Genomic DNA, 14,653 nt, shown 5'->3' on the forward strand with positions numbered 1-14,653 from the left:
GATGTAAGTCCGGTTCGGGGAGGAGCATTTGGAAACCTATCACAGCAATGTGAAAAGGCGCTGGGTGCTTACTCTACACTTACGTTTCCAAAGTTTTGAAATATTACAAGGATTTGGGGTGTGTTGCGGATGTATCTGGAGAATGGATTTCTGATAAAGGTTGGAAATGGCCAACGAAAAGCGGGCGTATTACAGGTACATTTGATGAAATTCATGCTAGCAAACCGCATAATGCTGTAGATATTGGGGCCATGACCGCCGGAAAACCAGGAGACCCCGTATGGTCGATGGAAGCTGGTATGGTTACGGATAAAACGGGAAATGTAAACAACGGTGGTTTAGGGGTCTATGTTGACCATGGAAATGGCGTTGTATCTCGTTACTTACATTTGAGTAAAATCTTAGTTGCACCAGGAACTATGGTAACAAAAGGACAGATTATAGGGGAAATGGGTGGTTCTAACTATGTTGGTGGTGTTCTTAATATGTTTGGATACGCTGTCCATTTAGATTTCCAAATTCGTATAAACGACCAACCAACGGATCCAATGAAATTCTTTAAGAAAAATGATGATCCAGGGTTATCATCAGGTGGCTCTCCTACAATGGCAAATGCTAAACGACAAAAGGTACTGGAAGAAGCGAAAAAATGGCTTGGACAAGGGAAAGTGAGCTATGTATCCGGTGCTAGAAATCCAGCTGCAGGTAGTACCGATTGCTCTGGATTTACACAATACGTGTTTAAAACCAGTATAGGTGTCCAACTAGGGGATTGGACAGGTGCTCAAATTGGACAGGGAAAACAGGTGCCCGATATCGGTCGTGCACAGCCAGGAGACTTAATTTTCTATGAAAATCCGAACCATGTAGCTATTTATTTAGGGAATCAGAAAATGATTCATATTGGTGATAATAAAGGTGTACAAATTACAGGTCTAAACTATACGGCAAGAGGACAACATATGACGCAAGTTCGTAATGTAATAGACTGATTTGGGATGTGATGATATGAAGAAAGTCATGAATATGTTAGCGAATCTGCCTCGTAAGTACTTAGTTATATTGGGAATTATAGTGTTAGTAGTAGGCGTTGCGACCTATAATACTATTCATCGTTATATGATGAAATCACAAGTACAAGAGGAAGAGCTGGTCAATCAAGATGAAATCGAGATGCTTGGAGATAAGCCAAAGGGATTTGATACAAAAGAGGAAGAATATATCGCAAAGACAAAAACAGTAGAGGATTTGCTACGAAAAATTTCTAATAGTAGTTATGATGTACCGTACTTGTTTACAAAGGCTGGATTTGGTATTGAACCGATGAAAATGACAAGCAATGAGCGTATGCTGGCTACAGAAGCTGTACAACGATATTTCCTAAATGGGGATCAGTTTTACAATGCGCGAATTACCAAAATTGACCGTGGGAAAAAAGTAGATACGTTTCATATTGAAGTTTTAATTCAACAGGTAAACTTCTTAGAACCACGACAATTTAAAGTGCAGGTAAACAAATATGCACAAATTGTAACACCAATTGCACAAATTCCGCATGGACAAGAAGAAGTACCTGTGGATTAAGTAGAAAATAAGGGTTGTGGAGAAAAACGCAACCCTTTTATAAAAAAATAAAGAGTACCTAAAATCTTTTATTTGATATTCATAATATCATGATATAACAAAACAGTGATTAAATAAAATTTGTATATAACGCTAAAACGAAATAAATATGGAGGTATACAAATGAGGATGTAAATTGGAACAGCTGCGAATTTTGTTTCGGGATATTATATAGGTCGAAATTTCGGATTATTAGGAACGTTGCTTGGATGGGCTTTTTTGTTGGGTGGTGGATATTTATTAATAGAAAATTGGGATAATATCACAGTATGGATGCATAGTTTGAATATTGTACGAGGACTAGATGGTTACGAAGACATGAGCAATGGCTTCATTTTCATCTGTTTGGTATTGACACTCCCACGGCTAAAGCCGCAAGCTGACTAACGTCAGTGGGATTCTTACTACCAAAGGCGAAGTCCATTTCTGGTATCGCTGACGTGCAAGATTGCGGTGTGCCATCACCACTCCCACAACAGACCATATAGGTTCGTGGGCTACGGTACTGTGACCATACCGTACAGATTGTTGGTTCTCAAATGTTTTTACGTCTTGTTCTTGACGACTTAATACATTTTATGGAGTAGAAGAATTTGCTACCCCAACCTCATATGTATTCTGTTTTCAGAGAACAGTCGTTTTAAAGTCTTTTGCATGACTATGAATAGAGTATACCATGTTTTGCTATGCAAAAACGATACTTTCATCCCACGTCTAAAGACGGACTAAAGTCCTGTGTGGGCTTTCTCGTATCATAAGTTCTGTAAGTGGCTTTATTCTTATCTTGTTGTCACCGATTTTCGTTATATTATTGGTAATTTGTTTCGTGTTAATAAATATTGTAGCTTGTACACTTGTGTTATTAACATCACCAAGTACATGTATGAAGAAGAAAGATAAGGAGAGTGAATGGGTATGAGTACAATTCTAGTTTTAGGTGGATCAAATGGAAGAACGTTAGAGAAGTTGGCCAAAAAAAGAGACTGCCAGGTTATTTTCCATGATGGGAAAAATCACGGAGGCGCAAAGAAAACCTTTCGAAGTGTTATAAAAAAATGCGATGTTATTGTCATTCAAAAAGGTGCATGTGGCCATGTATCTATTGATGTAGCAAAAGAGTACGCAAAGAAGTATGATGTCCCACTATTATTTAATCCGGGATTTGGTGGAACTGATGCGCTTGAAATGGGATTAAAGCTTTTGAAGGTTGCATGAGGTTTGATACATATCTATGGAATTATTATTGTTAAATCAATATATAGCATTTAAAAAGAGGACGGAGGAAGATAGTGTTTAAAGATATATATGTATTATTTCCACCAGAAGGGAAAGAAAACATCGAATTTCAATTCATTTTAGATATAGAGGGAGAGAAGTTTTACGAATATTATAAGGAAAAATATAAAGATCTTATGTCCGATGTATCTGTATATTTTCCAATGTTTCAAAATACGTATGAATCCTATTTATAGGGATTTTTATACCCGTATGTAAGTAGCTTTAAAGAAATTCGATTAGGACGGGATACATGGGAAAATGAAGGTATTTGGTTTGGTATTCATCAGGACGGAAGGGAACTGGAGATTCTTTTACCTAGAGTAGATTTTACTTATTATAAAGGAGCTTTATCCTACAAAAACTTGAGAACAAAATAACTGTACAAAGTCTTTATTTACATACAAAAAAGGAGAAATGAGAATGACACAAACAGCAGCATATCGTTATACAGTTCCGTCAGTAGATGGAGAAGGATGGGGGGTATTTTTATACGATCAATCCGGAGTTTTTACAGCTGTTACAGACTTCGGTAACTTTGCTCATTGGTTTTCATTAGGAAGAAACAAAAGTATAGAAGAATACTTAATTAGCCGAAGACCGGATCAGATACTTTGCAAAATTGCAAAAGAAGATGTGGTTGATATTGAAGGAACCATTACTTATATCAAAAAAAATTTGCTATATGATCGTAGAGAAGGGCGCTTTACAGAAGATGATGCAAGGACAGAATGGAAGCTTATTGAGGAATTACAGGTAGATTTGGAAGAGTACTCAAATGAAGTAGCATTTCAATATTGGTACGACAAAACAAAGATACAATTTGACGACGGTTTTTTTCAGTACAAATATCCAAGTGCAGCTGTTCGATTTTCAAATGAAACATTTGTGAGATTTCAAGAGAAATTAAAGGTGGAATTAAAAGAGGTGCAAGCATGAAGCCAACACTTGAAATGATAAAAGATGAACGTGGTGGAGTGGAAATGACTTATACAACAAGTGGAGGTAAGCAATGCTCTACTTACTTTACCGGTCCTCCAGAAGATATAGATCACGTTTGCTTGGATTATATGAAGGGACGTTTTGCAAATGTTAGAACAAAGAAGCAAGTTGATTTCATAAAACGTAGATATAAAGAAGCATATCAAACGGTATTTGGTGGGATGGACGGATTAAAGGCAGGCGACAAGGTAGTAATGCACACCTGCTTAGAGTCAAAGCGTTATGACGGAAAAGTTTGGACTTGTAGGACAGATCAGTTTAAAGCAGAGAGGGGTATGGAAGCGATTCTCAGTATGAGGGGCCACTCTGGGGTTTAATTACAAATCAAAAAAGAACTTTATTCAAGTTCTTTTAATCTACGATACAGAGCGGCCTGACTCACACCAGTAATTTGGCATATTTCTTTAACAGTTTTATTGGTATGCTTGCGCAATTCAATCGCATGATTCATACCTGGGTGCTTATCCGTATATTTCTTCAATCTTCCTCTATACACTCCTTTTTGTTTCGCTAACTTTATTCCCGTACGTTTCTTTTCTTTAATCATTTCTCGATCAAGTTCACTAAAGGCAGCCAAGACAGTTAAAAAGAATTTTCCTGTTGGCGTTCTCGTATCTATTCCTAAATTTAAAATCGCAAAGTGAACATCCTTTTCCCGAAGTTGTTCTACTAATTGTAAAAGCTGAATAGTATTTCGACCTAAACGATCCATTCTAGTTACGACTAAAGTATCCTCAGTAGTTAGTTTTGAAAGTATAGAGTCTAACTCTGGCTTTTGTTTGGTTACTCCACTTACTTTTTCTTTAATAATTTAATCTACTCCATATTTCATGAGCTGTTCAATCTGTGTATCTAGATTTTGATCTTGTGCACTGACACGAGCGTATCCATAAACCATTTTTTCCTCATTTCAATTGTATTTTTGATAAGTGTTATTAAGAGTCTCTGAGACTAATAATATCAAGGAAAGGATTTCTTCTTAATAGGGTACACTCTATCGAGAGAGTAAATATGCAATTATGCATATTTATATTTTTTTATTTTAATAGAAATTAAACCTAATATATAATTAAAAGGTTTTTTACGAATTGATAAGGAGATGTGAGAATGAAGAAAATCATAGGACTTATATTATCATTATTCTAATTATTTTCTACCTATGCACCAATGTTTACAGAGGAAGTCGAAGTTTTAAATCAAATAGGCCGCATCAAAGAGAAAGGAGACTGGTATTATTGTGGTTCTCGTCAACATAATGCGAATTTTACACTAAGGGATTTTCAAATTAAAAAATTTGGTTTTACTGTATATTAAGAAGGTTCTATAAACGGGCTACTATATTAAAAAAATGAAACATCTTATGAATTAATTATTGTTTAGACAGAATGACTTAGGTTGTCCTTATGCGAAATATCAGTATGAATAGAAATTTGATAATTATATAAAATGCCGTAAATGAAGGATAAAATAAGTGCTAATTTTGCAATTATATTTTTAAAAATTGAATAGGAGATTTATTATGAATACAATTAAGAAATTATTTTTAAGTTCTGTGATATGTATTTTATTATTCAGTACAGTAGGAACAGCGTATGCAGAACAAAATAATCAAGGAAATTCATCATCATTTATTGACGTTCCTAAAACTCACTGGGCATATAAAGAAATGATGTATATGGCTGAGAATAAGATTATAACAGGATATGGAAATGGGTATTTCGGTGCTACGGATCCTATTATTCGCGAACATCTTGCTGCTTTCTTGTACCGATATTTAAAACCGCAAGATAGTACCAATAATCCATTTGTTGATATTGGTGACAGCAATTTTAAAAAGGAAATTTTGGCACTTACTGCACGGGGCATATTTAGCGTAAATGTAGAGAAACAATTCAATCCGAAAAATAATATGACGCGTGCTGAAATGGCTGCAGTGCTTGTCAGAACATTCGATTTAAAACCGCAAGGGAATTTTGACTTTACGGATATGAAAGGTCATTGGGCTAACGAATATGTCAAAACATTAGCTGGGAATAAAATCACAAATGGTACTGGTGATGGAAATTTTAATCCAAATGGACTTGTCACAAGAGAGCAATTTTCTGTGTTCTTATATAGGACAATCATGGCAACATCAGGTATAAAAAACAATGAATCGGTTGGCTGGGTTGTAGATGGAGAAAAGAAATACTATTATGACAAACCAGGCGTGAAACATACTGGATTATTACGTTCAGGGGATGATACCTATCTCTTCGATAAAAATGGTAATCTAGCTTCAGGATGGAATACCGTAGACGGAAAGGACTACTATTTTGATACGGTAAGTGGAGCTGCACAAAAAGGATGGTTCTCTCAAACTACCCATTGGTATTATGCAGACGATAACGGTGTGATTCAAAAAGGCGATGTAACCTACAAAGGAAAACAGTTCCAATTCGATAGAACAGGTAAAATGGTAAAAGGGTGGATAACAATCCAATCCCTCGACCAAAATATCTACAAATCCAGAACAGTTGTAAGGGGATTTGACCCGATAAAAGTTAGAAAGGATGAAATTCTTGAAGTAGTAGGGGAAGACGGTCCTCTATGGTTTAAGGTGAATTACAATGGTCAAACATACGTTGTGCAAAAATTATTTGCAGTCGTGTTTGATCAATCCTTGTCTAATAAAATAGATACAATTCGTCATGATATTGACGATTTAAAAACGAGTGCTGAGTTAGTAAAAAAATATTCCGAACGCTATAAAAAAGCAAAAGAAACTAAAAATTATGATGCGGCTTTAGTTGAATCAAGTGAATTCGCACAAAGTGTTTCTCAATTATTAACGACACTAAAAAAATCTGAATTGAAGAATACTGTAGATAAGATTTATGAAAAAGAAGCTGATCCAGCTGTAAGAGAAAAATACAATTCTACTATCGCAACTTTAGAGATGATGAATCAGGATTTCGGGAAAATCCATAAATTAATGTTACTAAAAGATAGTGTTATGATTATCGATAAAGCGAATAAGGATTCAGGTAATATTATTCAACAAATTCAAGAAGGTAAATATTTAGTACAACAGGATAAAGCTAACCTTCAAAACTATGTGAATGGTTTAACGGATTATAAAAATAGTATGACAGCCTATAAAAAGCAAATGTTGGATTGGTTTGTAGATACTGTAGATGCAGGAACAGATGCCATGATAATGTTTATGGACATGACAACAGCTTACTCGCTCTCAATTAATAAGGTGTTTATCGAACCAGCAGAAAAATGGGTTGGCACATTACCAAAAGGTGAAATAGAAAAATTTGCAGATGGTGTTCGCGACTATGGACAGCAACTTACTGCCATGCAGGAAGGATTCAAAAACAGACTACCTGAATATAAACAAATGGCCAGTGATTTACGCGTAGTAAATCAAAGTTTCCATAAGTTTGGAGATTCAGTACAAAAAGCTGGGGCATCACTTCATAAACAAGCAGTAATGGCTGATGGACTAATTAATAGTGTCTCAACGCATGTTGCAGAAGCTCAACAAGCATTTCCAACACTACATACAGATATTATGTCTGGATTAGATGCTGCCAATAATATTATGGACTCTACTAATAAAATTGCGAGTTATAAAATTGATGTACCTGCAGCATCCCAAAACATTGGAAATATTGACTTGAGTAATGCACTACGTGATTTAGGTGGTGATCCATCTAGAGTATATGATCGTAAGAATGATGGAGATTTATCTTTCGTATTAGGTATTACGCCTATAATTGGTACAGGAAAAGAAATTGGACAACTCATAAAAGGGGAAGACTTAGTAACAGGTCAAAAATATGGTCCAGAAGATTATGTATGGGGGACACTGGCTGTCGTATCTGGTGGTACAACACGAGTTGTTGGTAAAGTTTTTGGAAAGGCTGCTGATCTTGAGAAGAAAGGTAAGGCTTTAGAAGCGGCTGCCAAAAATACAAAATTCACGAAATATCCTACGGGTTTTGATGAAGTCGCTCAGTATATAAAACAAAATAAGAAATTACCGGATAATTTCATCACAAAAGATCAAGCAGAAGCACTAGGGTGGGTGAATAGAGATGGCAATCTGCATAGAGTAGCTCCTGGTAAAAGTATAGGTGGCGATATTTTTGAAAACAGAAAGAAGCAACTACCCGACGTTCCGGGTAGAACTTGGTATGAAGCGGATATTAATTATATTTCAGGTTATCGAGGTAATGATAGAATTGTCTATTCTAGTGATGGACTAATTTATAAAACCTCGGATCATTATAAAACATTTACTGAGATAAAGTAGGAGAAGTTTTTATGGAATTTTTAAATTTAGATGGTCGACAATTTACAAGTGAAGAAGTTTTACACAAAGTATTAAAGGAAAAATTAGATCTCCCTGATTATTATGGGGAAAATGCTGATGCACTATGGGATTGCTTGACGGCATGGGTCATTCTTCCGTTAACAATAGAGTGGGAGTTTTTTAAGGAAAGTCAAAATATGTTAGGTCAAGAGGCAGATATAATTTTAGAAACATTTCAAGATGCACAAGAAAAAATGCCAGGTAAATTCTATATTGTTGTAAAATAATTAAAAGAATCTTAGGTAAAAATAAAAACCGTGGAAATATTTAATTTCTACGGTTTTTATTGTATCAATTAGATTTTCTTTTATAGTGGCCCCTCATACCTCGAATTGTTGCCGTACCCTAGAGAGTGGCACACAAGTGGTTTTTCTAGAAGGATTTAGAGGTTACTTTGCAGTTAATTTTTTAAAGCGAATTAGTTTGTTAGAAAACTAAGCAGAATAGTTAAGTGGGAGCGATTAGTAGCTGAAATGCTAGTTATCTAGCATTTTTGTGCTTATTGTTGCTGTAATGAGTGGTATCGAAAAGATAAAGAAAGTGGAGGATGGAATTAAGAATATGAGTAGTGGTATTAAATATAAATCGGGTTTCGTCATTTTGATTTATTTTGTTATGACACAATTTGTAGGGATAATAGGTGTACTATTGCTAGCAAAGACAGGTTGGTATGATATTCAGGGAAACCAACAGCAAGCAATTCAACAACTTCTTGTGCATTGGGAACTAATTGGTTTTTCACTTATGCTGATAATCATTTTTCTTATATATAGAAAAGAATTAATAAATGATCCAAAGTTATCGATTAAATTATCAAGAAAATCATTCATATGGATTTTAGTTGGGATCATATTCGTATTTTTTGCGCAGGTGGTTGGTAGTGTATTAGATAAAAGTGTATTTCAGCTAACTACGCAATCAGCAAATACGTCTAATACAGTCGCTGCTGCAGCAATATCTCCTGTGGCACTTATTTCAATTGTTCTTCTTGCACCGTTAGTAGAAGAGTTTGTTTTTCGTTATGCGGCCATAAACATTTTAATGTCTAAGTTTAAGCAAACTTGGAGCATACTAATAAGCGCATTGTTCTTTTCTATCATGCATTTTGATTTTCCGTTTATATTTGGATATTTTTTAATTGGACTTGTACTTGCTGTAGTATATGTGCGTACCAATAGGTTACTAGTATCATTTGTTGCCCATGCTAGTATGAACTTAATTGTTGTTATACTCCAGATTTCTTGATGAAAAAGCAGCGGATTCGCGCAACTTACTAGTGATTTAGTTTTTTTATGTTTATGAATTTAAAATTATGGTAGACTTAATAAGACTATATTTGAAAATGTGGGTTCAAGTTGCTGTATTGACTGAATTGCACCAAAAAACCAATTCCATTACACGGGAATTGGTTTTTTGGTGTGTGTTGTTAGCATAATTATTGACGGCCTAAAGGAGATTTGTTTCTTTGTAGTTTAGTATAACTTAGATAAAAAGAATATTCAAAAACAAAATGATGAATCTTTACATATTTTTAAATTACAATACAAAAATGTAAAGATATGGTTTATGATGAGTGGTGAAACACTCTCCTATGTTTCTAGTGATTGTATTTTTTATCTGTTTTTGGTGCGAAATCTGTTGATGGATTTTGCACTTTTTTATTTATTGTTTAATAGGTTTAATTTAATTATTTGAAAGGGGGAAATTAGTATGTTTGGGAATAAAGAAAATGAAATTAAAGAAAATGAAATTAAAGAATACCTTATACAAGAAGGTTATGAGATTAAAGAATATTTAAGAAAAAATGGAGATTGGTACTATTTTAAAGTACATACTTTTTGGTCTGGAAAACATTTAGTAAAAGTAAAAGATGGAGTATTTGGTTTTAGAATAGAAAAAGCGTAAATAGAGGGATTTATTCTGTATAAGTGCACTTATACAGAATAAATCCCATAATAAAAATACTGTAACTAGCAAAATTAAAGTTTACTTTCATTTCTTTCATCTTTAACCCAATTAGTTCTATAAGGGGTCTTGCAAACAAAACGCGGATTTCGTACGCTAAGGAATTATTCGGTGTCTTTTTTTAATATATCAATTAATAAAATGAACTATATAAATAATTTGTTATACTTCCGTGTACCCTAGCTGATATAATGTATAAGGCAATTATTGGTTAATGAATAGCGTACATATATTAGGGAGGTACATAAGTCATGGAGTTAATAGTTTTTTCATTTGTATTAGTGGTAATATTCTTTATTCTGTCGATAGTTTTAAGTGGTAAAGGTCAGCGAATAGCAAAAGAAGTTTTAAAAGAGCTTATTAATGGTCCTGAGGGGAAAATGTTGGTAGGTTTTTTTGGATCTGCAGCAGTTACAGGAGTAATTTTTGTCATTTGGCTTCTATTAAATTAAGCATTCCAGTTACTCAGGCTGATACAAGGTGCAAGAAAATTACTGGATAATTAAAGGTACATATATATTAGGAGGTACATAAGCCATGTTAGAGGTAGTTTCGGCATTTTTCTTATTAATTCTCTATTCCATTGTTTATCTCTTTTCAAGTGGAGAAACTAAGCAAATAGCAAAAAAACATATAAAAGAAATTCTCAATAGTCCGGATGGAGTAATAATATTAATCGTTGCTGCGGCACTTTTAATCGGGGGGATATATTTATCTTTTTATGGTTTCGGTTTATGACTATAAACTAAAATCATATCCAAGTATACGAGACAATGGTTCATCTAGGAAGTATGCGTATTATGGTGGAGAATGGGACACAGGTGGTCTTTTTGGAGGAGCCAAATATGTTAATTGATGAATCGGATAATAAATAATATATAGACCTTATCTTTTCCATAGGAAGATGAGGCTTTTTTATGCATAAAGAGAAGACACCCTAAGGTGCCTTCCTCCAACTTGAACCACTTTAATTTTAATACTATGTATTGGACTCCCATTCAAATATTAATTTTGCCATGTTAAGTTGTTTCGCACATTGATAAATATGGTTCAAATCTATATTCTATTTTTAGCTCGATATAATTTGAGATTATCCCGATGATATTTCCTCTAATAAAATTGTGTGATAGACTGTATGTAACTGTATATTGTGAGGGCGGGAGGTTGCTATCCTTTCTCTGATTCTAGAGAGAAAGGAGGTGACCGAATGGATTCTTTATTTAATTTATTGTATGACGCTGCTAAGGTATTCCTTACAGTATTTGCAACAGCTTATGCGAATGAGCTAGCGAAAAAGATTAGCAGTAAACGAAATAAAAGAACCGCCCCAAATGCCGGCAAGCGAAAGGGCGGTTCTAAACGCAAAAAATAAGTTTAAGCAACCGACCACCTTGCGGTAGCAGTTACTTGAAGAGATGTTAGCGCATCTCTTCTTTTATTATATACACAAGGTATTAATGTAATACTATTACACTAATTATATCAAACGTACATAAAAAATCAATGAGCACGTAATGGATATAATGTACAGAAGAAAAGACATCCTAAGGTGCCTTCCTCCGACTCGAACCACTTTACTTTTAATAATATGCATTTGGACTTTCATCCAAATAATATTTTACAATATTAAGTGATATTGGTGATTGAGAAATATGAATCGAATCTATTGTTTTACTTTTAAGCTCTTTTCGTATTCTTTTGCTTCATCAACATTTTTAAATGTTTTTAAATCGAATATCTTTTCTCCATCAATACATACAACTAATACTCCATCTTGAGCTTGAAGAACACTACCTACATTACCTTTTCCGAGTGAAATACTGAAGGGATTCTCTACATTTAATGATTTCTTTTTAGCAAGATAATCTTTAAATGGCATACCAATGGATAGTTCGTCTTTTAAGCCTTTAATAGTGTTACCAGAAGTAGTTGTTGGTTGTTCCTTTTTTGTAGCCTCTTCTTGCTGTTTGCGTTGCTTTTCAGCCGTCTCTTTTTCTGCATTCTCCTTTTTCAAAGTCCCTTTTTCTTCAGCTTTCTTCGCTTTCTCAGCTTCCTTTTGTGCTTCTTGCTCAGCTTTAGATTCTTTGGAAGTACTTGCTGTCTCGTTAGATGAACATGCTGCTAATCCCATAAATAAAGCGAAACAAGTAAGTGTTGTTAATAGTTTTTTGTCCATAGTATGTATCCCCCAGCGTTTAAAATGTAAGATTTACCTGAACTATCATAACAAATATAATCAAAACTATTTTGTCATATTATGTCGAAATGAAATAAAAAAAACACCCTAGGGTGCCTTCCTCCGACTTGAACTATCCTGTATTAATGCCGTATCGATTAATACATTAAATTATAAAAATAATTTGTTATACTTCCGTGTACCCTAGCTGATATAATGTATAAGGCAATTATTGGTTAATTAATAGTTCATATATATTAGGAGGTACATAAACCATGATAGAGTTAGTTACGGCATTTTTCTTACTAATTATCCATTCCATTGTTTATCTCTTTTCAAGTGGAGAAACTAAGCAAATAGCAAAAAAACATATAAAAGAAATTCTTAATAGTCCTGATGGAATAATAATATTAATCGTTGCTGCGGCACTTTTAATCGGGGGGATATATTTATTATCATTATGATTTCAGATATCTTAGCTTAAAACGTATAAGGAAATTAATAGCACGCATTAGGGAGGTACATTAGTAATGGTATTTATAATAGTGTTATTTTTCATATTTATAATCTCTATTATTCTTTCATTATTTTCAAAAGGTGAAACTCAGCAAGAAGCAAAAGAAGTTGTAAATGACATTATTACCGGTCCTAATGGGAAAACACTCTTAATCGTTGCTGTGGTATTTATAATCGGAGGGGTATTTATTGTTGGTAGTATTATAAATAATGACTATGAACCAAATACACATCCAAGTATACGAGACGATCGTGATCCTTTAGGATGTGCTCATTATGGTGGCGAATGGGACACTGGCGGTCTTTTTGGAGAAGCTAAATGTGTTTATAATAAAATTGATGAATCGGATAATAGGTAGTATATAAAGGTCTTATCTTTTTTATAGGAAGATAAGGCTTTTTTATGCATAAAGAAAAGACACCACAAGGTGCCTTTCTCTGACTTGAACCACTTTAATTTTAATAACACCATTTTACAACCACAAATATATCTTTAAACTTTCATATAATATTTTATCACTTTTTTCAGTTAATTGCATGTACTGATGAAAAATAGTCTATTTCTTGTAAACTCCTTTTCTCCATAACCACTCAATAGGACCAAAGCGGAAATATTTACTCCAAATTTTGCTGAATAGTATTTGTACAAATATAATTAAAAACCCGAAGATACATAGTTGCCAGTAATATACGTGTGAGATATCTTTAAAGTACAACGAAAGAATGACAAGAGTTAGTGTACTTTGGCTAATGTAATTCGTTAAAGCATATTTACCTACGTTCATAAAGGGCTGCAGCCACTCTATATATTTTTTATTCTCACAAACTCTAAGTAGGGTACAAATATAGAATATAGCTAGCGTTTTCCCTCCAAATAGAATCCATAGTTGTACATCCTGAGAGTAATAGACATTCGTTTTTATAAAGTAGTAGATAATAGGATACGAGAGAAGACATGAAATACATAACGAACTCCACTGTAAAAATCTAATGTGCTGTATTAATTCTGGTACCCTTTTAAAAATATTTTTCTTGCCAGCCCATAAACCAATTAAAAATAACCCTATATATTCCGGAATTCCTATTAGTAGTTGCTGAAATTCCTGTGTCATTAGAAAGAAAAGACGTGTTTTTACTTGATGTGAATAATGTGTAAATAGATTTACCGTGTGATTGGTAGTGTTGCCTGTAAACATATATTGATAGTAGTTTGGCACTTCTGGAATAGAAGAACTTGTTCGTAAAAATACAATAATATGTAATACATAACTAACTAGTAGGAAACTAAAACCAGCTATAAAAATAAGTTTAGTAGATCGCTTATAAAAGAATAATAGAATAAATCCAGCTAAAGCATACGCATGTAAAATATCTCCGTACCATAGAAAGGTGAAGTGGAGTAAACCGAAGACTAGTAAGATACACAGTCTCCGTATAAATAGTCTATACATGGGATACCCTTTTGCTTCTGTATTTTTCATAAAGATGTAAAATCCTACTCCAAATAAGAATGCGAAAATAGTATAGAACTTTGATTGAATAAATAAATCTACTAAAAAGCGAATTACTTTATCTATACCAATATAACCCGCTTGATTAAAGGGATCTAGTCCCGTCATAGTGGATAGATTCGCAAAAAGGATACATAGTATGGCTATACCTCTTATTATGTCTAAAGAATGAATACGGGCGTTTTGTTGCATGTTAATTCTCCTTTCTTACAAAGAAAA

At 33.9% G+C, this 14,653-nt stretch carries 16 protein-coding genes and 3 pseudogenes; 16 read left to right on the forward strand and 3 right to left on the reverse strand.

Annotated features, from left to right (window positions below):
• Positions 1–74 precede the first annotated feature (74 nt).
• The 7 genes and pseudogenes from MRP26_RS29270 to MRP26_RS29300 form a co-directional block, all read left to right on the forward strand.
• A pseudogene (locus MRP26_RS29270) lies at positions 75–992 on the forward strand (NlpC/P60 family protein); the annotation flags it as partial.
• A 16-nt stretch (positions 993–1,008) separates the two neighbouring features.
• The gene (locus MRP26_RS29275; protein WP_197241594.1) at positions 1,009–1,584 is read left to right on the forward strand and encodes a hypothetical protein; all 576 of its coding nucleotides are present in this window, start codon (positions 1,009–1,011) and stop codon (positions 1,582–1,584) included.
• Between the two features lie 174 nt (positions 1,585–1,758).
• A pseudogene (locus MRP26_RS29280) lies at positions 1,759–1,980 on the forward strand (hypothetical protein); the annotation flags it as partial.
• 552 nt (positions 1,981–2,532) lie between these two features.
• On the forward strand, positions 2,533–2,838 hold the full coding sequence (locus tag MRP26_RS29285; RefSeq protein WP_197241595.1) for a DUF2325 domain-containing protein: 306 nt from the start codon (positions 2,533–2,535) through the stop codon (positions 2,836–2,838).
• Between the two features lie 74 nt (positions 2,839–2,912).
• Positions 2,913–3,095 (forward strand): hypothetical protein, encoded by a 183-nt coding sequence (locus MRP26_RS29290; protein WP_242807383.1) that lies wholly within the window; start codon positions 2,913–2,915, stop codon positions 3,093–3,095.
• Positions 3,096–3,321: 226 nt separating this feature from the next.
• The gene (locus tag MRP26_RS29295; protein WP_095022078.1) at positions 3,322–3,837 is read left to right on the forward strand and encodes a phiTE_072 family protein; all 516 of its coding nucleotides are present in this window, start codon (positions 3,322–3,324) and stop codon (positions 3,835–3,837) included.
• The gene (locus MRP26_RS29300) at positions 3,834–4,217 is read left to right on the forward strand and encodes a hypothetical protein (RefSeq protein WP_242807384.1); all 384 of its coding nucleotides are present in this window, start codon (positions 3,834–3,836) and stop codon (positions 4,215–4,217) included. The genes MRP26_RS29295 and MRP26_RS29300 overlap by 4 nt, the downstream gene beginning before the upstream one ends.
• Positions 4,218–4,237: 20 nt before the next feature.
• Here the strand turns inward: MRP26_RS29300 and MRP26_RS29305 are convergent.
• A pseudogene (locus MRP26_RS29305) lies at positions 4,238–4,798 on the reverse strand (recombinase family protein).
• Between the two features lie 621 nt (positions 4,799–5,419).
• Between MRP26_RS29305 and MRP26_RS29310 the strand changes: the two are divergent.
• From MRP26_RS29310 to MRP26_RS29340, 7 genes are all read left to right on the forward strand, one after another.
• The gene (locus MRP26_RS29310) at positions 5,420–8,206 is read left to right on the forward strand and encodes an S-layer homology domain-containing protein (protein ID WP_197241601.1); all 2,787 of its coding nucleotides are present in this window, start codon (positions 5,420–5,422) and stop codon (positions 8,204–8,206) included.
• Positions 8,207–8,217: 11 nt separating this feature from the next.
• Positions 8,218–8,493 carry a barstar family protein gene (locus tag MRP26_RS29315; RefSeq protein WP_000395059.1) on the forward strand — a complete coding sequence of 92 codons (276 nt, stop codon included), beginning with the start codon at positions 8,218–8,220 and terminating at the stop codon, positions 8,491–8,493.
• 334 nt (positions 8,494–8,827) lie between these two features.
• Positions 8,828–9,511 carry a CPBP family intramembrane glutamic endopeptidase gene (locus MRP26_RS29320; RefSeq protein ID WP_242807385.1) on the forward strand — a complete coding sequence of 228 codons (684 nt, stop codon included), beginning with the start codon at positions 8,828–8,830 and terminating at the stop codon, positions 9,509–9,511.
• A gap of 465 nt (positions 9,512–9,976) precedes the next feature.
• The gene (locus MRP26_RS29325) at positions 9,977–10,171 is read left to right on the forward strand and encodes a hypothetical protein (RefSeq protein WP_197241602.1); all 195 of its coding nucleotides are present in this window, start codon (positions 9,977–9,979) and stop codon (positions 10,169–10,171) included.
• A 311-nt stretch (positions 10,172–10,482) separates the two neighbouring features.
• Positions 10,483–10,683, forward strand: coding sequence for a hypothetical protein (locus MRP26_RS29330; protein ID WP_242807386.1), 201 nt, complete (start codon positions 10,483–10,485; stop codon positions 10,681–10,683).
• 85 nt (positions 10,684–10,768) lie between these two features.
• On the forward strand, positions 10,769–10,969 hold the full coding sequence (locus MRP26_RS29335) for a hypothetical protein (protein ID WP_242807387.1): 201 nt from the start codon (positions 10,769–10,771) through the stop codon (positions 10,967–10,969).
• Positions 10,970–11,438: 469 nt separating this feature from the next.
• A complete protein-coding gene (locus MRP26_RS29340) occupies positions 11,439–11,603 on the forward strand; it encodes a hypothetical protein (RefSeq protein ID WP_000377658.1) in 165 nt (54 codons plus the stop codon).
• Between the two features lie 291 nt (positions 11,604–11,894).
• On the opposite strand, the gene MRP26_RS29345 is transcribed toward MRP26_RS29340, so the two are convergent.
• Positions 11,895–12,407, reverse strand: a complete 513-nt coding sequence (locus MRP26_RS29345) for a hypothetical protein (protein WP_000358699.1) — start codon at positions 12,405–12,407, stop codon at positions 11,895–11,897.
• Between the two features lie 275 nt (positions 12,408–12,682).
• Between MRP26_RS29345 and MRP26_RS29350 the strand changes: the two genes are divergently transcribed.
• Positions 12,683–12,871 (forward strand): hypothetical protein, encoded by a 189-nt coding sequence (locus tag MRP26_RS29350; protein ID WP_000571720.1) that lies wholly within the window; start codon positions 12,683–12,685, stop codon positions 12,869–12,871.
• A gap of 66 nt (positions 12,872–12,937) precedes the next feature.
• Positions 12,938–13,282: a hypothetical protein gene (locus tag MRP26_RS29355; protein ID WP_197241605.1), complete on the forward strand. Its 345-nt coding sequence runs from the start codon at positions 12,938–12,940 to the stop codon at positions 13,280–13,282.
• A gap of 198 nt (positions 13,283–13,480) precedes the next feature.
• Here the strand turns inward: MRP26_RS29355 and MRP26_RS29360 are convergent, their stop codons facing one another.
• Positions 13,481–14,626, reverse strand: coding sequence for a DUF418 domain-containing protein (locus MRP26_RS29360; RefSeq protein ID WP_242807388.1), 1,146 nt, complete (start codon positions 14,624–14,626; stop codon positions 13,481–13,483).
• Positions 14,627–14,653: the final 27 nt, after the last annotated feature.

Origin of the sequence: Bacillus sp. CCB-MMP212, assembly GCF_022748145.1 — a bacterium.
Lineage (GTDB): Bacteria > Bacillota > Bacilli > Bacillales > Bacillaceae_G > Bacillus_A > Bacillus_A cereus.

What these genes read in the sequence shown, in the direction of transcription:
- MRP26_RS29275 (WP_197241594.1), top strand. Translation starts at nt 1,009, where the DNA reads ATGAAGAAAGTCATGAATATGTTAGCGAATCTGCCTCGTAAGTACTTA.
- MRP26_RS29285 (WP_197241595.1), top strand. Translation starts at nt 2,533, where the DNA reads ATGGGTATGAGTACAATTCTAGTTTTAGGTGGATCAAATGGAAGAACG.
- MRP26_RS29295 (WP_095022078.1), top strand. Translation starts at nt 3,322, where the DNA reads ATGACACAAACAGCAGCATATCGTTATACAGTTCCGTCAGTAGATGGA.
- MRP26_RS29300 (WP_242807384.1), top strand. Translation starts at nt 3,834, where the DNA reads ATGAAGCCAACACTTGAAATGATAAAAGATGAACGTGGTGGAGTGGAA.
- MRP26_RS29310 (WP_197241601.1), top strand. Translation starts at nt 5,420, where the DNA reads ATGAATACAATTAAGAAATTATTTTTAAGTTCTGTGATATGTATTTTA.
- MRP26_RS29315 (WP_000395059.1), top strand. Translation starts at nt 8,218, where the DNA reads ATGGAATTTTTAAATTTAGATGGTCGACAATTTACAAGTGAAGAAGTT.
- MRP26_RS29320 (WP_242807385.1), top strand. Translation starts at nt 8,828, where the DNA reads ATGAGTAGTGGTATTAAATATAAATCGGGTTTCGTCATTTTGATTTAT.
- MRP26_RS29325 (WP_197241602.1), top strand. Translation starts at nt 9,977, where the DNA reads ATGTTTGGGAATAAAGAAAATGAAATTAAAGAAAATGAAATTAAAGAA.
- MRP26_RS29330 (WP_242807386.1), top strand. Translation starts at nt 10,483, where the DNA reads ATGGAGTTAATAGTTTTTTCATTTGTATTAGTGGTAATATTCTTTATT.
- MRP26_RS29335 (WP_242807387.1), top strand. Translation starts at nt 10,769, where the DNA reads ATGTTAGAGGTAGTTTCGGCATTTTTCTTATTAATTCTCTATTCCATT.
- MRP26_RS29340 (WP_000377658.1), top strand. Translation starts at nt 11,439, where the DNA reads ATGGATTCTTTATTTAATTTATTGTATGACGCTGCTAAGGTATTCCTT.
- MRP26_RS29345 (WP_000358699.1), bottom strand. Translation starts at nt 12,407, where the DNA reads ATGGACAAAAAACTATTAACAACACTTACTTGTTTCGCTTTATTTATG.
- MRP26_RS29350 (WP_000571720.1), top strand. Translation starts at nt 12,683, where the DNA reads ATGATAGAGTTAGTTACGGCATTTTTCTTACTAATTATCCATTCCATT.
- MRP26_RS29355 (WP_197241605.1), top strand. Translation starts at nt 12,938, where the DNA reads ATGGTATTTATAATAGTGTTATTTTTCATATTTATAATCTCTATTATT.
- MRP26_RS29360 (WP_242807388.1), bottom strand. Translation starts at nt 14,626, where the DNA reads ATGCAACAAAACGCCCGTATTCATTCTTTAGACATAATAAGAGGTATA.